Source organism: Micromonospora sp. I033, assembly GCF_053890995.1.
On sequence record NZ_JBSSLX010000031.1, the window covers coordinates 1 to 15,814 of the forward strand.

At 73.6% G+C, this 15,814-nt stretch carries 16 protein-coding genes and 1 pseudogene; 2 read left to right on the plus strand and 15 right to left on the minus strand.

Going from position 1 to position 15,814, the window contains the following annotated elements; genetic code table 11:
• The 6 genes and pseudogenes from ACW0Q9_RS08140 to ACW0Q9_RS08165 all read right to left on the minus strand — a co-directional run.
• A pseudogene (locus ACW0Q9_RS08140) lies at positions 1 to 459 on the minus strand (protein translocase subunit SecD); the annotation flags it as partial.
• A gap of 224 nt (positions 460 to 683) precedes the next feature.
• Positions 684 to 974, minus strand: a complete 291-nt coding sequence (gene yajC / locus ACW0Q9_RS08145; RefSeq protein ID WP_456179416.1) for a preprotein translocase subunit YajC — start codon at positions 972 to 974, stop codon at positions 684 to 686.
• 197 nt (positions 975 to 1,171) lie between these two features.
• Positions 1,172 to 2,236, minus strand: coding sequence for a Holliday junction branch migration DNA helicase RuvB (gene ruvB, locus ACW0Q9_RS08150; protein WP_456179418.1), 1,065 nt, complete (start codon positions 2,234 to 2,236; stop codon positions 1,172 to 1,174).
• On the minus strand, positions 2,233 to 2,835 hold the full coding sequence (gene ruvA, locus ACW0Q9_RS08155; protein WP_456179420.1) for a Holliday junction branch migration protein RuvA: 603 nt from the start codon (positions 2,833 to 2,835) through the stop codon (positions 2,233 to 2,235). The genes ruvB and ruvA overlap by 4 nt, the downstream gene beginning before the upstream one ends.
• The gene (ruvC, locus tag ACW0Q9_RS08160; protein WP_109945500.1) at positions 2,832 to 3,359 is read right to left on the minus strand and encodes a crossover junction endodeoxyribonuclease RuvC; all 528 of its coding nucleotides are present in this window, start codon (positions 3,357 to 3,359) and stop codon (positions 2,832 to 2,834) included. Before ruvC ends, ruvA begins: the two co-directional genes overlap by 4 nt.
• A gap of 94 nt (positions 3,360 to 3,453) precedes the next feature.
• On the minus strand, positions 3,454 to 3,747 hold the full coding sequence (locus ACW0Q9_RS08165) for a DUF1905 domain-containing protein (protein WP_456179422.1): 294 nt from the start codon (positions 3,745 to 3,747) through the stop codon (positions 3,454 to 3,456).
• Between the two features lie 167 nt (positions 3,748 to 3,914).
• Between ACW0Q9_RS08165 and ACW0Q9_RS08170 the strand changes: the two genes are divergently transcribed.
• The gene (locus tag ACW0Q9_RS08170) at positions 3,915 to 4,697 is read left to right on the plus strand and encodes a 3-hydroxybutyrate dehydrogenase (protein ID WP_456179424.1); all 783 of its coding nucleotides are present in this window, start codon (positions 3,915 to 3,917) and stop codon (positions 4,695 to 4,697) included.
• A 14-nt stretch (positions 4,698 to 4,711) separates the two neighbouring features.
• Complete coding sequence (locus tag ACW0Q9_RS08175; protein ID WP_456179426.1) at positions 4,712 to 6,631, plus strand: helix-turn-helix domain-containing protein; 1,920 nt, start codon at positions 4,712 to 4,714, stop codon at positions 6,629 to 6,631.
• Positions 6,632 to 6,645: 14 nt separating this feature from the next.
• On the opposite strand, the gene ACW0Q9_RS08180 is transcribed toward ACW0Q9_RS08175, so the two are convergent.
• The 9 genes from ACW0Q9_RS08180 to ACW0Q9_RS08220 form a co-directional block, all read right to left on the minus strand.
• Positions 6,646 to 7,254 carry a TetR/AcrR family transcriptional regulator gene (locus ACW0Q9_RS08180; protein WP_456179428.1) on the minus strand — a complete coding sequence of 203 codons (609 nt, stop codon included), beginning with the start codon at positions 7,252 to 7,254 and terminating at the stop codon, positions 6,646 to 6,648.
• A gap of 11 nt (positions 7,255 to 7,265) precedes the next feature.
• Positions 7,266 to 8,831: an MFS transporter gene (locus tag ACW0Q9_RS08185; RefSeq protein ID WP_456179429.1), complete on the minus strand. Its 1,566-nt coding sequence runs from the start codon at positions 8,829 to 8,831 to the stop codon at positions 7,266 to 7,268.
• Between the two features lie 125 nt (positions 8,832 to 8,956).
• Entirely contained in the window at positions 8,957 to 9,574 is a 618-nt protein-coding gene (locus tag ACW0Q9_RS08190; RefSeq protein WP_456179431.1) for a transcriptional regulator, read from the minus strand.
• Between the two features lie 77 nt (positions 9,575 to 9,651).
• On the minus strand, positions 9,652 to 10,671 hold the full coding sequence (locus tag ACW0Q9_RS08195; protein ID WP_456179433.1) for a branched-chain amino acid ABC transporter permease: 1,020 nt from the start codon (positions 10,669 to 10,671) through the stop codon (positions 9,652 to 9,654).
• Positions 10,668 to 11,549 carry a branched-chain amino acid ABC transporter permease gene (locus ACW0Q9_RS08200; protein ID WP_456179435.1) on the minus strand — a complete coding sequence of 294 codons (882 nt, stop codon included), beginning with the start codon at positions 11,547 to 11,549 and terminating at the stop codon, positions 10,668 to 10,670. Before ACW0Q9_RS08200 ends, ACW0Q9_RS08195 begins: the two co-directional genes overlap by 4 nt.
• A 10-nt stretch (positions 11,550 to 11,559) precedes the next feature.
• On the minus strand, positions 11,560 to 12,810 hold the full coding sequence (locus ACW0Q9_RS08205) for an ABC transporter substrate-binding protein (protein WP_456179437.1): 1,251 nt from the start codon (positions 12,808 to 12,810) through the stop codon (positions 11,560 to 11,562).
• Positions 12,811 to 12,857: 47 nt separating this feature from the next.
• Positions 12,858 to 13,550, minus strand: coding sequence for an ABC transporter ATP-binding protein (locus ACW0Q9_RS08210; RefSeq protein ID WP_456179438.1), 693 nt, complete (start codon positions 13,548 to 13,550; stop codon positions 12,858 to 12,860).
• Positions 13,537 to 14,298: an ABC transporter ATP-binding protein gene (locus tag ACW0Q9_RS08215; protein WP_456179440.1), complete on the minus strand. Its 762-nt coding sequence runs from the start codon at positions 14,296 to 14,298 to the stop codon at positions 13,537 to 13,539. The genes ACW0Q9_RS08210 and ACW0Q9_RS08215 overlap by 14 nt, the downstream gene beginning before the upstream one ends.
• A 220-nt stretch (positions 14,299 to 14,518) precedes the next feature.
• Entirely contained in the window at positions 14,519 to 15,718 is a 1,200-nt protein-coding gene (locus tag ACW0Q9_RS08220) for an FAD-dependent monooxygenase (RefSeq protein ID WP_456179441.1), read from the minus strand.
• Between the last annotated feature and the right edge of the window lie 96 nt (positions 15,719 to 15,814).

A 15,814-nucleotide genomic window follows, 5' to 3' on the forward strand; every position in this document is an offset into this window, starting at 1 on the left:
GCCGGTGGGCCCGTGCGGAAGGTGGTCTCGGGCGCCGACGGCCGGGGGGTCGCCGCTGCCGTCGGTGGCCTTGAGCACCTTGCGGAAGCGCAGCTCGGCGGCCTCACCGACGTTCGTCAGGTCCCGGTTCTGGCCGGGCAGGGAGATGACGATGTTCCGGTTGCCCTCGGTGACCACCTCGGCCTCGGCCACGCCGTAGGCGTTGACCCGGTTCTCGATGATCTGGCGCGCCTCCTCCAGGTTGGCGGAGGTCGGGGGCTTGCCGTCCACGGTGTTGGTGGCCTCGAGCGTCAGCCGGGTGCCGCCGATGAGGTCCAGGCCGAGCCGGGGCTCCAGCCGGTCCTTCCAGCCACCGCTGGCGCCGCCCGAGAAGAACACCAAAAGATAGAGGACGACGAAGATGAACCCGAGGACGGCGAGCTGCCGTCCGGGGCGCATCTGTCCCTGAGGTGGTGCCACGGCTGTCCTGTCTCCCTGTACGGTCGCGCCGCTCCGACAGCGGCGAGATTGTCGGGCCGGGGGTGTCCGCCCGACTGCTCCGGCGGGTCGGCGCCGCCGGATGGCACGCCTCCCCGGCGCACGACGCGGCGGCGTCGCGCGGGGTTCCCCGCGTGCCGGCGTCGGACGCCGACCCAACTATCCACTTGTGTGAGTGAATCCGCTGCCCCGTCCGGGGCCGGTGGTCACTCCTTGACCGGCTCGGCTTCCTCGGTGATCGTCTCGGCCTCCGGGGCCTCGGTCCGCTTGACCACCCGGGCGATCGCCGGACGCGCGTACCGGGTCTGCACGCCCGGGGCGACCTCGATCAGGACGGTCTCGTCCTCGACCCCGGTGACCGTGCCGTAGAGCCCGCCGATGGTGACCACCTCGTCGCCCGGGGCGAGCGCGGACTGCATCTGCTCGGCCTCACGGCGACGCTTCTGCTGGGGGCGGATCATCATGAAGTACATGACGCCGAAGAGCAGAGCGATCATGAGGATCGGCGTCAGGCCGCCGGCCCCTCCGCCACCCGCTGCAAGGTTTTGCACGGTTGTCGACCTTCCCATTGGCCTCTGCTCCCACCCCTGAGGGGGTGCCGGAGCGGAGGCGGATTCTCACGTCCTGTACAGACCGCGGCGAAGTCTAATCCCTCCACCTGAGAACACCGAATGCGGCACAGATCACGTTCGGATCACGCCTGATCGGTCTGCGCCGAGAACAGATCGGGCACCGGAGGGGCATCCACCCCAAATGTACCATTCGGCGGTGTACGCCCCAGATGGTGCCAGGCGGCCGCGGTGGCGACCCGGCCGCGCGGCGTCCGCGCCAGCAGCCCGGCCCGGACCAGGAAGGGCTCACACACCTCCTCGACCGTGTCCGGCTGCTCCCCCACCGCCACGGCGAGGGTGGAGAGCCCGACCGGGCCGCCCCGGAAGGAGTCGACCAGCGCGGTGAGCACCGCCCGGTCCAGCCGGTCCAGGCCGAGCGCGTCGACGTCGTACACGGTCAGGGCGGCCCGGGCGGTTTCCAGGTTGACCACCCCCTCGGCGCGGACCTCGGCGAAGTCGCGGACCCGGCGCAGCAGCCGGTTGGCGATCCGGGGGGTGCCCCGGGACCGGCCGGCGATCTCCGCCGCCCCCTCCTCGGTGATCGGCACGCCGAGGATCCGGGCGGACCGGTGCAGCAGCGCCTCCAGGTCGGCCGGGGCGTAGAAGTCGAGGTGCGCCACGAAGCCGAACCGGTCCCGCATCGGCCCGGTGAGCAGGCCGGAGCGGGTGGTCGCGCCGACCAGGGTGAACGGCTCGACGTCGAGCGGGATGGCGGTCGCCCCCGGCCCCTTGCCGACCACCACGTCGACCCGGAAGTCCTCCATGGCGCTGTAGAGCAGCTCCTCGGCCGGCTTGGCGATCCGGTGGATCTCGTCGATGAAGAGCACGTCGCCCTCGGCGAGGCTGGTCAGGATGGCGGCCAGGTCGCCGGAGCGCTCGATCGCCGGCCCGCTGGTCACCCGGATCCCCGAGCCCAGCTCGGCGGCCACGATGTTGGCCAGGGTGGTCTTACCGAGCCCAGGCGGCCCGGACAACAGGATGTGGTCGGGCGGGGAGCCGCGCCGCATCGCGCCCTTGAGCAGCAGGTCGAGCTGGTCGCGGACCCGGTGCTGGGCGATGAACTCCTCCAGCCGCTTCGGCCGGACGCTGGCCTCCGCGTCCCGTTCCGCGTCGCTGACGTACGCCGAGACCAGGTTCTCGTTGCTCATCGGGTGCGGCCCAGGAGGCGGATGGCCTGCTTGAGCAGGACCGGCACGGGCGGGGTCTCCCCGTCGACGGTCTCCGCCACCGCGGCCACCGCCTGCTCGGCCTGGGCCGCCGTCCAGCCGAGCCCGACCAGGGCCTGGCGGACCTGCTCCGGCCAAGCGCCGGCGGTCACCCCGGCCGCGCCGTCGACGCCGACCGGCACCGGGCCGATCCGGTCGCGCAGTTCGAGGACGAGCCGTTCGGCGCCCTTCTTGCCGATGCCGGGCACCCGGGTCAGCGCGGCGGTGTCGGCGTTGGCGATGGCCTTGCGGACCGCGTCCGGGGTGTGCACGGCGAGCACCGCCTGGGCCAGCCGCGGGCCCACCCCGCTGGCGGTCTGGAGCAGCTCGAAGAGCTGCTTGGCGTCGTCGTCGGCGAAGCCGTAGAGGGTGAGCGAGTCCTCCCGGACCACCAGGCTGGTGGCCAGCCGGGCGGGCTGGCCGACCCGCAGCTCGGCCAGGGTGCCGGGGGCGCACTGCACGGCCAGGCCGACGCCGCCCACCTCCACCACGGCGTGGTCCGGACCGGTCGCGGTCACCGTGCCGCGCACGCTGGCGATCATCGCGTTCCTCCTCGTCGTGCCCGCTCGGCCGCGGCGGCCAGCTTGGACCGGGTGCCGCCGCGCCAGACGTGGCAGATGGCCAGCGCCAGGGCGTCGGCGGCGTCGGCCGGGCGGGGCGGCTCGGGCAGCCGCAGCAGCCGGGTGACCATGGCGGTCATCTGCGCCTTGTCGGCCTGACCGGAACCGGTCACCGCCGCCTTCACCTCGCTCGGGGTGTAGGTCTGCACCGGCAGCCCGGCCCGCGCCCCGGCGAGCACCGCGATCCCGCTGGCCTGGGCGGTGCCCATCACGGTGCGGACGTTGTGCTGGCTGAACACCCGCTCGACGGCCACGGCGTCGGGCCGGTGCTCGGCGACCAGGTCGGTGAGCGAGCGGTCCAGGTGCAGCAGGCGCAGCGGCAGCTCGTCGCCGGGGTCGGTGTAGACCACGTAGTAGGCGACCAGGGTGCAGGGGCGGCCCGGCACGCCCTCGACCACGCCGACCCCGCACCGGGTCAACCCCGGGTCGACGCCCAGCACGCGCACGCCGCCTCCTCCCCCAGCCGCCAGCAGTACGGGTGTTCGACACCCTACTGGTGCGGTCGGACGGCCGCCGGGCGGGACACGCCCGCCGGTCCGGTCACCGCCGCGTCGGGTCGACCTCGACGGCGACGGTGACCCGGTCGCCGTCGTCCTTCCCGGCCCGGATCCGGGCCGGGACGGGCAGCAGCCAGCCGGCCCGCCGGTCCCGCCAGACGCTCGTCGACCAGGTGCGCCCGTCGACGGTGGCGGTCACCGGCACCCGGCCGAACGGGCCGGCCGCGTCGGGCGCGTGCTCCGGCGGGACCGGGGCGAACACCCAGCCGCCGGCGCCCGACCACCGCAGCAGCGTCGCCTCGAAGGACGTCGCCCCGCCCGACTCCCCGCCCGCCATGTGCGCCTCCCGATCCGCCGGACCGACCCGCGCCACCCTCGCACGGCCCCCTGACACCGGACGGCGGCCCGGCCCGCCCGCGGCGGCCCGCGCCACACACTGAAGCGGTCGAGTATGTGTCGCCGCCCCATGTGCCGCCGGCCACACAGCTCGTAACTTCTTGCGCCATGACGGCAGAACCCGTGGCGGTCCCCCACGTCGTGCACGTCGACCTCTCCGGTCGCGCTGCGCTGGTGACCGGTGGTGGCAGCGGCATCGGACGGGCCTGCGCCCTGCGCCTGGCGGCGGCCGGCGCGGCGGTGCTCGTGGTCGACCGCAACGTGGAGGCGGCCAAGGCGGTGGCCGCGGAGGCGGGCGGCCGGGCGGAGGGCGTGGACCTGGCCGACCCGGAGGCGGTGGACCGGCTCGACGTCGACGTGGACATCGTCGTCAACAACGCCGGCCTCCAGCACGTCGCGCCGGTGCAGGACTTCCCCGTCGAGCGCTTCGAGTACATCCAGCGGGTGATGGTGGAGGCGCCGTTCCTGCTGATCCGCCGGGCGCTGCCGCGGATGTACGCGAACGGCTGGGGCCGGATCGTCAACATCTCCTCGGTGCACGGGCTGCGCGCCTCGCCGTTCAAGGCGGCGTACGTCTCGGCGAAGCACGCCCTGGAGGGGCTGTCGAAGGTGGTGGCGCTGGAGGGCGCCGCGCACGGGGTGACCGCCAACTGCATCAACCCGGCGTACGTGCGGACCGCACTGGTGGAGAGCCAGATCGCCGACCAGGCCGCCACGCACGGCATCGGCGCGGACGAGGTGGTGGAGAAGATCATGCTGGCCCGGGCGGCGATCAAGCGTCTGATCGAACCGGAGGAGGTGGCGGAGCTGGTGGCCTACCTGTGCTCGCCGCCCGCCGCGTTCATCACCGGCGCGTCGATCGCCCTCGACGGGGGCTGGACGGCCAACTAGTGGCCTCGCGCACAATGTCGGTCATGTCGTCGCCGGTCGAGTTCCTGGAGCTGCTGGCGCGCGAGGCCGCCGCGGTCGAGTTCGAGGGCCCGCTGGTCGCCGCCCGCGCCGCGGGCCTGCCCGCCGAACGCCTCGCCGAGCTGGAGCAGGCGAAGGTGGTGGCGCTGCGGGTCCGCGCGCTGCTGGAGCGGCGGCGCCGCCGGGAGACCGAGCTCTCCGGCCTGTACGACACGGCCAGCGACCTGGCCGGGCTGCGCGACCTGGACGACGTGCTGCGCGCGATCGTGCACCGGGCGCGGATCCTGCTGGGCACCGACGTGGCCTACATGACGCTGAACGACGACGAGCGCGGTGACACCTACATGCGGGTCACCGACGGCTCGATCTCGGCGCGGTTCCAGCGGCTGCGGCTGGAGATGGGCGACGGCCTGGGTGGCCTGGTGGCGCAGACCGGCACGCCGTACGTCACCTCGAACTACCAGGAGGACGACCGCTTCAAGCACACCGGGGAGATCGACGGCGGCGTGGGCGAGGAGGGCCTGGTGGCCATCCTGGGCGTCCCGCTCAGGCTGGGGTCGAGCGTGATCGGCGTGCTGTACGCGGCCAACCGGTCGGCGCGGCCGTTCGCCCGGGAGGAGGTGTCGCTGCTGGTGTCGCTGGCCGCGCACGCCGCGGTGGCGATCGACACGGCCCGGCTGCTGGCCGAGACCCGGTCGGCGCTGGCGGAGCTGTCGGCGGCGAACAGCACGATCCGGGCGCACAGCAGCTCGGTGGAGCGGGCGGCCGCCGCCCACGACCGGATGACCGCGCTGGTGGTGCGCGGCGGTGGGATGGGGGACGTGGCGGCGGCGGTCACCGAGGTGCTCGGCGGGGCGCTGCTGGCGCTGGACGCCGAGGGGCGGCGCCTGGCCCGGGTGGGCGAGATCGAGGAGCCGGACCGGGCGGACATCGTCGAGGCGGTGGCCGCGTCCCGGACCGAGGGGCGCAGCGTCCGCCGGGGTCCGCTCTGGTACGCCGCAGTGGTGGCCGGCGCGGAGAACCTGGGCGCGCTGGTGCTGCGCCCGGACGGCGAGCTGGTCGACGCCGACCAGCGGATCCTGGAGCGGGCCGCGCTGGTCACCGCGCTGCTGCTGCTGTTCCGCCGGACCGTGGCCGAGGCGGAGGGTCGGGTCCGGGGCGAGCTGCTGGACGACCTGATCGCCCGGCCGCTGCGCGACACCGACGCGCTGCGCAGCCGCGCCCGCCGGCTCGGCGTGGACCTGGACGCCCCGCACGTGCTGGTGGCGGTCGGCGACGACGCGATCGCCGCCACCGGCTCGGCCCGGCAGCGGGTGCTCTCGTGGGCCACCACGTACGCCTCGACGCGGGGCGGGCTGGCCGCGGCGCGCGACGGGCGGGTGGTGCTGATGCTGCCCGGTCAGGACGCGGGCGGCGCGGCCCGGGCGGTGGCCCGGGACCTGTCCCGGGTGACCGGCCGGCCGGTGACCGCCGGGGCGAGCGGGCCGTCGACCGGCCCGGTCTCGCTGGCCACGACCTTCGCCGAGGCGGAGCGGTGCCTCACCGCGCTGGGCGCGCTGGGCCGGGCCGGGCAGGGGGCGAGCACCGCCGAGCTGGGCTTCGTGGGGCTGCTGCTGGGCGCGGTCGGGGACTCGGGTGACCGGGACGTGACCCGTTTCCTCACCGCCACGGTGGGGCCGGTGGTCGACTACGACGCCCGGCGGGGCACCGCGCTGGTGAAGACGTTGGAGGCGTACTTCGGGGTGGGCGGCAGCCTGGCCCGGGCGGCGGAGCTGCTGCACGTGCACGTCAACACGGTGACCCAGCGGCTGGAACGGGTCGGGCAGCTGCTCGGCGCGGACTGGCAGAAGCCGGAGCGCGCCCTGGAGGTGCAGCTCGCCCTGCGCCTGCACCGCCTGCGCACCCCGCCGGGCTGAGCCGGCCCGGCGGGTCAGCGGGCGCGGAGGCCTTCGAGGACGCTGTCCACGATCCGCTCGGGGAGGATCCGGTCGTCCAGCTCGGGGTGCCAGCGCAGCACCCGCTGGATCAGCATCGGGCCGGTGAGCAGCGCCATGGCCAGCTCGATGTCGAGGTCGGCGCGGAGCTCGCCGGTGTCCACCCCGCGGCGCAGCACCTCACGCATCAGCTTCCGCCGCGGCTCGATGATGTTCTGGTAGAGCTGGAAGTGGTCCGGGCTGCGGTTCACCTCGGGCACCAGGCAGGGCATGATCCTGGCGGCCCGCGGGTCGACGTTGTGGCCGACCGCGCCGACCAGCAGCACCAGGTCGTCGCGGACGGAGTGCCCGGCGGGCTGCGGCGGCACCCCCTTGAGCCGGCGCAGCGCGTCCATCAGCAACGCGTCCTTGCCGGACCAGCGGCGGTAGATGGTGGCCTTGCCCACCCCGGCGCGGGCGGCGATCGCCTCGATGGAGAGCGCCTCGATGGTGCTGCCCTCGGCGAGCAGGTCGAGGGTGGCCTCCACGATCGCCTCGTCCGCGCGGACGCTCCGCGGTCGCCCGGGCGACCGCGGAGCATCAGCCGTGGAAGTCATGTCAGACATTGTCGCCGACGCTACGCGGTCCCGGCCAACTCCGGCTCGGTGGCCGGCCGGGGATCGGTCTCGATCAGCGGGCGGCCCGGCATCCAGCGCAGCACGATGACCATGCCGAGCAGCGCCACCAGGGCGGAGACCCCGGCGGCCCAGTGCATCGCCGAGACGAACGAGCCGTTCGCCGCGTCGATGAGCCGGGGCGCGCCGGCACCGAGCCGGCCGGCGACGGCGTACGCCCCGGAGATCGACTCCTGGGCCGCGTCGCGGACCGGGGCGGGCAGGCCGGACAGGGCCGGGGCCACGTCGTTGCGGTAGACCGCGGAGAGCACCGAGCCGAGCACCGCCACGCCGAGGGCGCCGGCCACCTGGCGGACGGTGTTGCTGACGGCCGAGCCCACGCCGGCCTTCTCCCGGGGCAGCGCCGACATGATCGACTCGGTGGCCGGCGGCATGATGTTCGCCATCCCGGCGCCCTGCACGAAGCCCAGCGCCGAGAAGATCCAGATCGGGGTGTCGGCGTCGATGAACACGAACGCGCCGAGCGCGGCGGCGGTGAGCAGCAGCCCGACCGCGGCGACCGCCCGGCCCCCGTAGCGGCGGACCATGGCGGCGCTGCGCGGCGCGAAGATCAGCTGGGCGGCCGCGAAGGGCAGGAAGAGCAGGCCGCTCTCCAGCGGGCTGTAGCCGCGGACCAGCTGAAGGTAGAACGCGCCGAAGAACATCACGCCCATCGCGGCGAAGAAGACCAGGCCGACCAGCGCCACCGGGGCGGCGAACCGGGGCACCCGGAACAGCCGGACGTCCAGCGACGGGTGGTCGCTGCGCAGCTCGTGGGAGACGAACCAGCCGAGCACCGCGAGCCCACCGACGATCGCCAGCCAGACGCGGGGCCGGTCGAAGCCGTGCTCGCCGCCGTCGATGATGCCGTAGGTGAGGGCGACCAGCCCGACCACCGAGAGCAGCACGCCGAGCAGGTCCACCCGGCCCGGCCGGGGGTCGCGGGACTCCGGGACGAGGGCGGCGACCAGCACCACGCCGAGCACCACCACGGGCACGTTGATCAGGAAGACCGAGCCCCACCAGTAGTGCTCCAGCAGGGCGCCGCCGAGCACGGGGCCGATGGCCACGGCGAGGCCGACCGCGCCGGCCCAGACGCCGATCGCCTTGGCCCGTTCCCGGGGGTCGAAGACGTTGGAGATGATCGACAGGGTGACCGGCATGATCGCCGCGCCGCCGACGCCCATCAGCGCGCGGGTGGCGATCAGCTGGCCCGGGTCCTGGGCGTACGCGGAGAGCAGCGAGGCCAGCCCGAACAGGGCCAGTCCCACCATCAGGAAGCGCTTGCGGCCGAAGCGGTCGCCGAGGACGCCGAAGGTGAACAGCAGCCCGGCGAAGACCAGCGTGTAGGAGTTGATCGCCCACTCCAGCTCGCCCTGGCTGGCCCCGAGGCCGTGCACCGGGTCGGCGAGGGTGCGGAGGGCGACGTTGAGGATCGTGTTGTCGAGGACGACCACGAGGAGGCTGATCACCAGCACCCCCAGGATCGCCCACCTCCTCGGGTGTCCGGTGTTCTCGTGCGGTTCCACTCGGGTTCTCCCCCCGACTCACCCGCGTCAAATACGATACGGGACAGACTCGTAACGCTGACGAGCGTAGGTGAGAGAGTTTCGATACGGAACCGGTTCGTATCGTTTGTGCGCCAGGTCACCCCTCAGGCCAGGCAGGCGGCGGTCGCCTCGGCGAGCGAGGTCAGCCGGGCGGCGAAGGGCGGGACGGGCTCGATCCAGCCCGGCCCGGCGGCGTACACGCGTACCCCCGGGAAGGCCCGCCGGAAGCGGGCCAGGCGGTACGCGCGGCCGGTCAGCGGGCTCTGCGACCAGACGACCACGACCCGCGGGCGGACCCGCACCACGGCGGCCGCCAGCGCGGTCCAGGGCAGCGCCGGTCCGAGGTGCAGGCAGCCCCGGCCCCGCTCCCGCAGCGACGCGGCGAGCGCGTGCAGCCCGAGGCAGTGCGTCTCCTGCTCGGCGCCGGCGAGCAGCACGCCCCCGGCGGGCAGCGGCCGGCCCGGCTCACGGCCGAAGCCGTCCAGACCGCCCCGGATCCCCTCGGCGAGGGCGTGCTCGACGGCGATCCCGGCCGCGCCGTGGCCGCGCGGCGTGGACAGCAGCGGCAGGCAGACCTGCTCCCAGGCCGCCACCACACCGACCTCGGCGGCCAGGTCCCGCACCAGCGCCGCGACCCGCTGGTCGTCCAGGTCCTCGGCGGCGGCGGAGAGCCGCTTGCGGGCCGGCTCGACGGCCTCGACCGCCATCGGTTGGGTCTGCACCAGACGTACCCCCGGGTAGCACTCCACTACCCGGGGGTTCGTCGGGACGGCGCGGTCCGGATGCGGCGCCGGGGAAGTCAGCCGCGGCGGGCGGCTCCCCGGCGCCGGGCCAGGTGGGCGACGGTGCCCCAGATGCCCCGCCGGAACAGCAGCACGACGAGGACGAAGATGCCGCCGGTGACCAGGCCGATGGCCTCGAAGCCGGAGAACGACAGCCAGTCCTCCAGGCGGACCACCAGGGCCGCCCCGAGCACGCCGCCCCAGAGGGTGCCGATGCCGCCGAGCACCACCACGATGACCGCCTTGCCGGAGGTGGTCCAGTGCAGCACGTCCAGCGAGACGAACCGGTGGCCGACCGCGAAGAGCCCGCCGCCCAGCCCGGCCAGGAAGCCGGAGAGGACGAACGCGGTCAGCTTGTAGCGGTGCACCGGGTAGCCGAGCGCCCGAGCCCGGGCCGGGTTGTCCCGGATGCCGACCAGCACCCGGCCGAACGGCGAGTGCACGATCCGCCAGGCGGCGAACAGGCCGAGCAGCACGATCGGCAGGATCGCGTAGTAGAAGTAGTAGTCGTCGGAGAGATCGGCCCCGAAGAACTCCCGGGGCACGCCCTGCAGGCCGTTCTCGCCCTGGGTGACCGAGCGCCACTCGTTGGCCACGTAGTAGACCATCTGCGCGAAGGCCAGGGTGACCATGGCGAAGTAGATGCCGGTGCGCTTGACCGCGAGATAGCCGATCGGGATCGCGAGCAGCGCCGCGGCCAGGGCGCCGGCCAGCACGGCCGCCGGGAAGGGCAGGCCGGCGTGGATCGCGACCAGCCCGGTCACGTACGCCGAGGTGCCCCAGAACGCCGCGTGTCCGAAGGACATCAGGCCGGTGAAGCCGAGCAGCAGGTCCACCGAGACGGCGAACAGCGCCCAGCAGAGGATGTCCACGGCCACCGCCGGGTAGAGCCCGTTCGGCAGCCAGAGCGCCGCGATCAGGCCGGCGGCGAGCAACGCGTACCGGACCCAGCCGGGCGCCCGGGCGACGGTGAGCAGCCCGGACGGCGGGGCGGGCCGGGCCGACTCCTCGGCGGGGGTGTCGACGGCGCTTGTCATGTCGGTGCCTCCTCACGGCCGAACAGGCCGGCCGGCCGCCAGAGCAGCACCGCGGCCATCACCACGAACACGACGGTCTGCGACACGATCGGGAAGTCCGACAGGTACGCCTCGCCCCAGGCCTGGATCAGGCCGATGCCGAAACCGGCCGCGACCGACCCGAAGATCGAGCCGAGCCCGCCGATCACCACGACCGCGAAGACCACGATGATCAGGTCGGCGCCCATCAGCGGGTTCACCGCCCGCATCGGGGCGGCGAGCACCCCGGCCAGCCCGGCCAGGGCGATGCCGAAGCCGAACACCGGGGTGACCCACTTCCCCACGTCGATGCCGAAGGCCCGGGTCAGCTCGGGGCGCTCGGTGGCGGCCCGGACCACCATGCCGACCCGGGTCCGGCCGAGCACCCACCACACCACGGCGCAGAGCAGCACGGTGAAGCCGAGGATGAAGACCCGGTAGGTGGGGAAGTCGAACAGTCCGAAGTCGACCGAGCCGGTCAGCCCGGCCGGGGTGGCGTACGGGCTGGACTGCACGCCGTACCGGGACTTCACCAGGTCCTGCAGGATCAGCGTGAGGCCGAAGGTGAGCAGGAAGTTGTAGAGCGGGTCGAGCCGGGTCAGCCGGTGGATCACCGCCCGCTCCAGCACCATGCCGAGCAGGCCCAGCGCCAGCGGCATGATCACCAACGCGGCCCAGAACGGCACGCCCGCCTCGGCGAGCAGCACGTACGCCCCGAAGGCGCCGAGCATGTAGAAGGCGCCGTGGGCGAAGTTCACCACCCGGAGCATGCCGAAGATGACCGCGAGCCCGAGGGCGAGCAGGGCGTAGAACGCCCCGCCCACCAGCCCGTTGAACGTGTTCTGCAGGAAACCTGACATCAGCTCGGCGTCACATCTTGCAGTCGGCCGACGGGGCCCGGAACGCCTCGGCCGCCGGGATGGTCTTGAGGATCTTCACGTAGTCCCACGGCTCGCCCACCTCGGCCTGCGGCTTCACCTGGGCCAGGTACGCGTCGTGGACGACCCGGTGGTCCTCCGCGCGGATCTTGCCGTTGCGCAGGAAGAGGTCGTTGACCTCCTTGCCCTCCAGGCCCTTGATCACGGTGTCCGCGTCGTCGGTGCCGGCGGCCTGCACGGCCTCCAGGTACTGCATGGCCGCGGAGTAGTTGGCCGCGTGGGCGAAGGACGGCCGGGTGCCGGTCTCCTTCTGGAACTTGTCGGCCCACTCCCGGTTCTGCTGGTCGAAGTTCCAGTACCAGGCGTCGGTGTAGGTGGTGCCGGCGAGCGCGGCCGGGGTGAGCGAGTGGATGTCGGTGATGAACATGAGGCCCACGGCCAGCCCGACGCCCTTGTCCCGCAGCTTGAACTCGTTGTACTGCTTGACCACGTTGACCAGCTCGGCGCCGGCCTGCATGGTGCCCAGCACCTGCGGCTTCGGGTTCAGCGTCGGGGCCTTGAGCAGGAACGAGGAGTAGTCGCCGCTGGTGTTCGGGAACGGCGCGCCGTCCTTGCCGACCACCTGGCCGCCGGCGGCCGTGATGGCGGCGGAGAAGCTCTTCTCCATGTCCTGCCCGAAGGCGTAGTTCGGGTAGAGGATGTACCAGTTCTTGCCGACCTGCTGGGTGGTCACCGTGCCGGTGCCGTGGGCCAGCATGTAGGTGTCGTACGCGTAGTGGAACGTGTACTTGTTGCAGCTCTTGCCGGTCAGGTCGGTGGTGGCCGCGGTGATGTTGAAGTAGAGCTTCTTCTTCTCCTTGGCCACGTCGGCGACCTTGAGCGCGGCCGACGAGGTCGGCACGTCCAGGATCGCGTCGACGCCCTTGCGGTCGTACATCTCCTGGGCCTTGCTGTTGGCCACGTCCGGCTTGTTCTGGTGGTCGGCGGTCTCCACGCTGATGTTCTTGGTGACGGCCTTGTCGCCGTACTTGGCCTTGAAGTCGGCGATGGCCATCTCCACGGCCTTGACCGAGTTCCGCCCGGACAGCTCCGAGTAGGCCCCGGACTGGTCGTTGAGGACGCCCAGCACGATCTTGTCGCCGGTCAGCTTCTGGTCGCCGCCGGACTGCGGGCCACCGCCGCCGCAGCCGGCGACCAGCACCGCCGCCGCCGAGGCGGCGACCACACCCACGCTCCTGCGCATGTCGAATCCTTCCGTACCGCGCGGTCCGCGCGGGTCAGCCGTCGTTGTCAGATGCCGAGGTACGCCAGCAGCTCGCGCTCCCGCGAGCGCACCTCGGAGTTCTCCATCGCCTCCGCGATCCGTCCCTCGGCCAGCAGGTAGTGCCGGTCGGCGACGCCGGTGGCGAAGTGCAGGTTCTGCTCGACCAGCAGCACGGTCACGCCGTGCTTCTTGGCCTCCCGCAGCAGGTCGCCGACCTGCTGCACGAGCAGTGGGGACAGGCCCTCGGTGGGCTCGTCGCAGAGCAGCAGCCGGGCGCCCATTCGCAGCACCCGGGCCAGGGCGAGCATCTGCTGCTCGCCGCCGGACAGCATGGTGGCCGCCGAGTCCCGCCGGCTGTAGAGGGCGGGAAACGCCTCGTACACGCGCTCCAGCGGCCAGGGATCGGGGCCGACCCGGGGCGGCAGGGTCAGGTTCTCGGTCACGGTCAGGGTCGCGTACGCGCCCCGGTCGTCGGGGACCCAGCCGAGCCCCAGCCGCGCCCGCTTGTACGCCGGCAGCTTCGTGATGTCCCGGTCGTCGAGGCTGACCGTGCCGCGCTGGCCCGGGTGCAGCCCCATGACGGAGCGCAGCAGGGTGGACTTGCCGGCGCCGTTGCGCCCGACCAGGGTGACCACCTCGCCGGCGGCCACCTCCAGGCTCACCTCCCGCAGCACCTGGGCCTCGCCGTACCAGGCGGAGAGGTTCTCAATGCGCAGCATCGGCGGCTCCCAGGTAGGCGGTGATGACCCGCTCGTCGGTGCGGACCTGCTCGTACGGCCCCTCGACCAGGACCTTGCCGGCCTGGAGGACGGTGACCGTGTCGGCGAGCCGGCCCACCACGCTCATGTTGTGTTCGACCATGACCACGGTCCGGCCCTCCCGGACCCGGGCGATCAGGTCGACGGTGCGGTCCACGTCCTCCAGCCCCATCCCGGCGGTGGGCTCGTCGAGCAGCAGCACCTTCGGGTCCAGGGCGAGCGCGATGGCCAGCTCCAGGGCGCGCTTGCGCCCGTAGGCGAGCGCCTCGGCCGGGGCCTCGGCCAGCTCGGCGAGGCCGACCATGGCGAGCAGCTCGTCGGCCCGGTCGCGGTAGCGGCGCATCAGCTTCGCCGAGCGCCAGAACCGCCAGCCCAGCCCGCTGGAGGACTGGAGGGCCAGCTCGACGTGCTCCCGCGCGCCCAGCTGCGGGAAGAGGCTGGTGATCTGGAAGGAGCGGGCCACGCCGAGGCGGGCGACCCGTTCCGGGGGCAGGCCGGTGACGTCCCGGCCGGCCAGCTCGATCCGGCCGGCGCTGGGCGGCAGGAACCCGGTGAGCAGGTTGAACAGGGTGGTCTTGCCCGCGCCGTTCGGCCCCACCAGGGCGTGCACGGTCTCCGGCGCCACGTCGAGGTCGACCCCGTCGACCGCCCGGAAGCCCCGGAAGTCCCGGGTCAGCCCACGGGCCGACAGGATCGCTTGCCCGGCCATCGCCTCACCCTCCGCAGGTCCTCATCCCGCGTCGGCCAGGTCGGTGACCGGGGTCACAGGGCCGACGCGTGCAGGAAACCTACGGCGCGCCGGCAGAGTCGAGCCATGTCGATCCCCCACACATTCGGCCCGGATGGCACGGGCCCGCCCGCCATAGGGGGCGGGCCCGTACACGGGCAACCAGACGGATCGGCGGGCGTCGACATGTGGCGCGGCACCGTCACCGGGCGGTCGCGTACTCCGGCAGGTCGAGCCCGTCGGCCTTGCTGAAGAAGAGCCGGGTGGCCAGCCCGCGCAGCGGGCGGGAGGTCATGGCCCGCATGGACGCGTCGCGCATCCGGATCGCGGTCCGACTGGCCGGCAGGAAGCCGGCGATGCCCCCGCCCGGCAGCTCCTGACCCCGGGTGACGTGCGGCCGCAGCAGCTCCTCGTAGCGGCGGTAGGCCACCGCGTGGTCGCCCCGGGCCGCGGCCAGCTCGCCGGCCAGCAGGTACGCGCCGACCAGGGCGAGACTGGTGCCCTGCCCGGTGAGCGGGGACGGGCACCAGGCGGCGTCGCCGAGCAGCGCCACCCGCCCGGCGCTCCACCGTTCCATCCGCACCTGGCCGTACCGGTCGAAGTAGAAGTCGCCGGCCTCCGGGGCGGCGGCCAGCAGCTCGGCGGCGCGCCAGCCGACGTCGGCGAAGCGCTCCGCGAGCAGCCGCTGCTGGGCGGCCCGGTCCCGCCGGTCCACGCCGAGTTCCGGGGAGCGGAAGCTGAAGAACGCGGCGGTCCGGCCGTCCCGGGTCGGGCGGGTGCCGACCACCCGGCCGCCGGGCGCGTTGTGCAGCAGGAACCAGCCGGTCTCGTCGCGGTAGGGGGTGGCGAAGTAGGCCAGGTACGCGCCGAGCGGCCGGACGTACGCCGACTCGGGGCCGAACGCGAGCGCCCGGGTGCGGGAGTGCGAGCCGTCCGCGCCGACCACCAGGTCGACGGTGCGCGGAGCGGACCGTTCGAAGGTGAGCCGCACCCCGTCCGCGGTCTCGGTCAGCGTCTCGATCGAGTCGTCGAAGACGTACTCCACGTCGTCCCGGGTGGCCTCGTACAGCAGCCGGGCCAGGTCGCCGCGCTCGATCTCGATGTCGGCGACGATGCCCTCCCCGCCGAACGCGTGCACCGGCAGCCGGGCCCGCGTCCCGCCCCGCTCGTCGACGTACGCCATGCCCTGCTCCCGGACGGTCTCGGCCCGGACCCGGGCGGTCAGCCCCATCCGGTCGACCACCTCCCGGGCGGTCCCCCGCACGTCGACCGCCTGCCCGCCGGGGCGCAGCCCGGGGGCGCGTTCCACCACGGTCACGGCGAAGCCGTGCCGGCGCAGCCAGAAGGCGAGGGCGGGGCCGGCCACGCCGGCGCCGGAGATGAGCACGGTCCTGTCGTTCATGATGGTCTCCCGAGTTCGCGCGTACACCGTCCATCCGGTGCTGGAGGGACGCTAAGGTCCGGCGTGCTCCGAGCGCTGCCGGTGACCTAGTACGCT

Coding starts and splice junctions, on each gene's coding strand:
- yajC (WP_456179416.1), bottom strand. CDS start 974: ATGATCGCTCTGCTCTTCGGCGTCATGTACTTCATGATGATCCGCCCC.
- ruvB (WP_456179418.1), bottom strand. CDS start 2,236: ATGAGCAACGAGAACCTGGTCTCGGCGTACGTCAGCGACGCGGAACGG.
- ruvA (WP_456179420.1), bottom strand. CDS start 2,835: ATGATCGCCAGCGTGCGCGGCACGGTGACCGCGACCGGTCCGGACCAC.
- ACW0Q9_RS08165 (WP_456179422.1), bottom strand. CDS start 3,747: ATGGCGGGCGGGGAGTCGGGCGGGGCGACGTCCTTCGAGGCGACGCTG.
- ACW0Q9_RS08170 (WP_456179424.1), top strand. CDS start 3,915: ATGACGGCAGAACCCGTGGCGGTCCCCCACGTCGTGCACGTCGACCTC.
- ACW0Q9_RS08175 (WP_456179426.1), top strand. CDS start 4,712: ATGTCGGTCATGTCGTCGCCGGTCGAGTTCCTGGAGCTGCTGGCGCGC.
- ACW0Q9_RS08180 (WP_456179428.1), bottom strand. CDS start 7,254: ATGTCTGACATGACTTCCACGGCTGATGCTCCGCGGTCGCCCGGGCGA.
- ACW0Q9_RS08195 (WP_456179433.1), bottom strand. CDS start 10,671: ATGACAAGCGCCGTCGACACCCCCGCCGAGGAGTCGGCCCGGCCCGCC.
- ACW0Q9_RS08200 (WP_456179435.1), bottom strand. CDS start 11,549: ATGTCAGGTTTCCTGCAGAACACGTTCAACGGGCTGGTGGGCGGGGCG.
- ACW0Q9_RS08205 (WP_456179437.1), bottom strand. CDS start 12,810: ATGCGCAGGAGCGTGGGTGTGGTCGCCGCCTCGGCGGCGGCGGTGCTG.
- ACW0Q9_RS08210 (WP_456179438.1), bottom strand. CDS start 13,550: ATGCTGCGCATTGAGAACCTCTCCGCCTGGTACGGCGAGGCCCAGGTG.
- ACW0Q9_RS08215 (WP_456179440.1), bottom strand. CDS start 14,298: ATGGCCGGGCAAGCGATCCTGTCGGCCCGTGGGCTGACCCGGGACTTC.
- ACW0Q9_RS08220 (WP_456179441.1), bottom strand. CDS start 15,718: ATGAACGACAGGACCGTGCTCATCTCCGGCGCCGGCGTGGCCGGCCCC.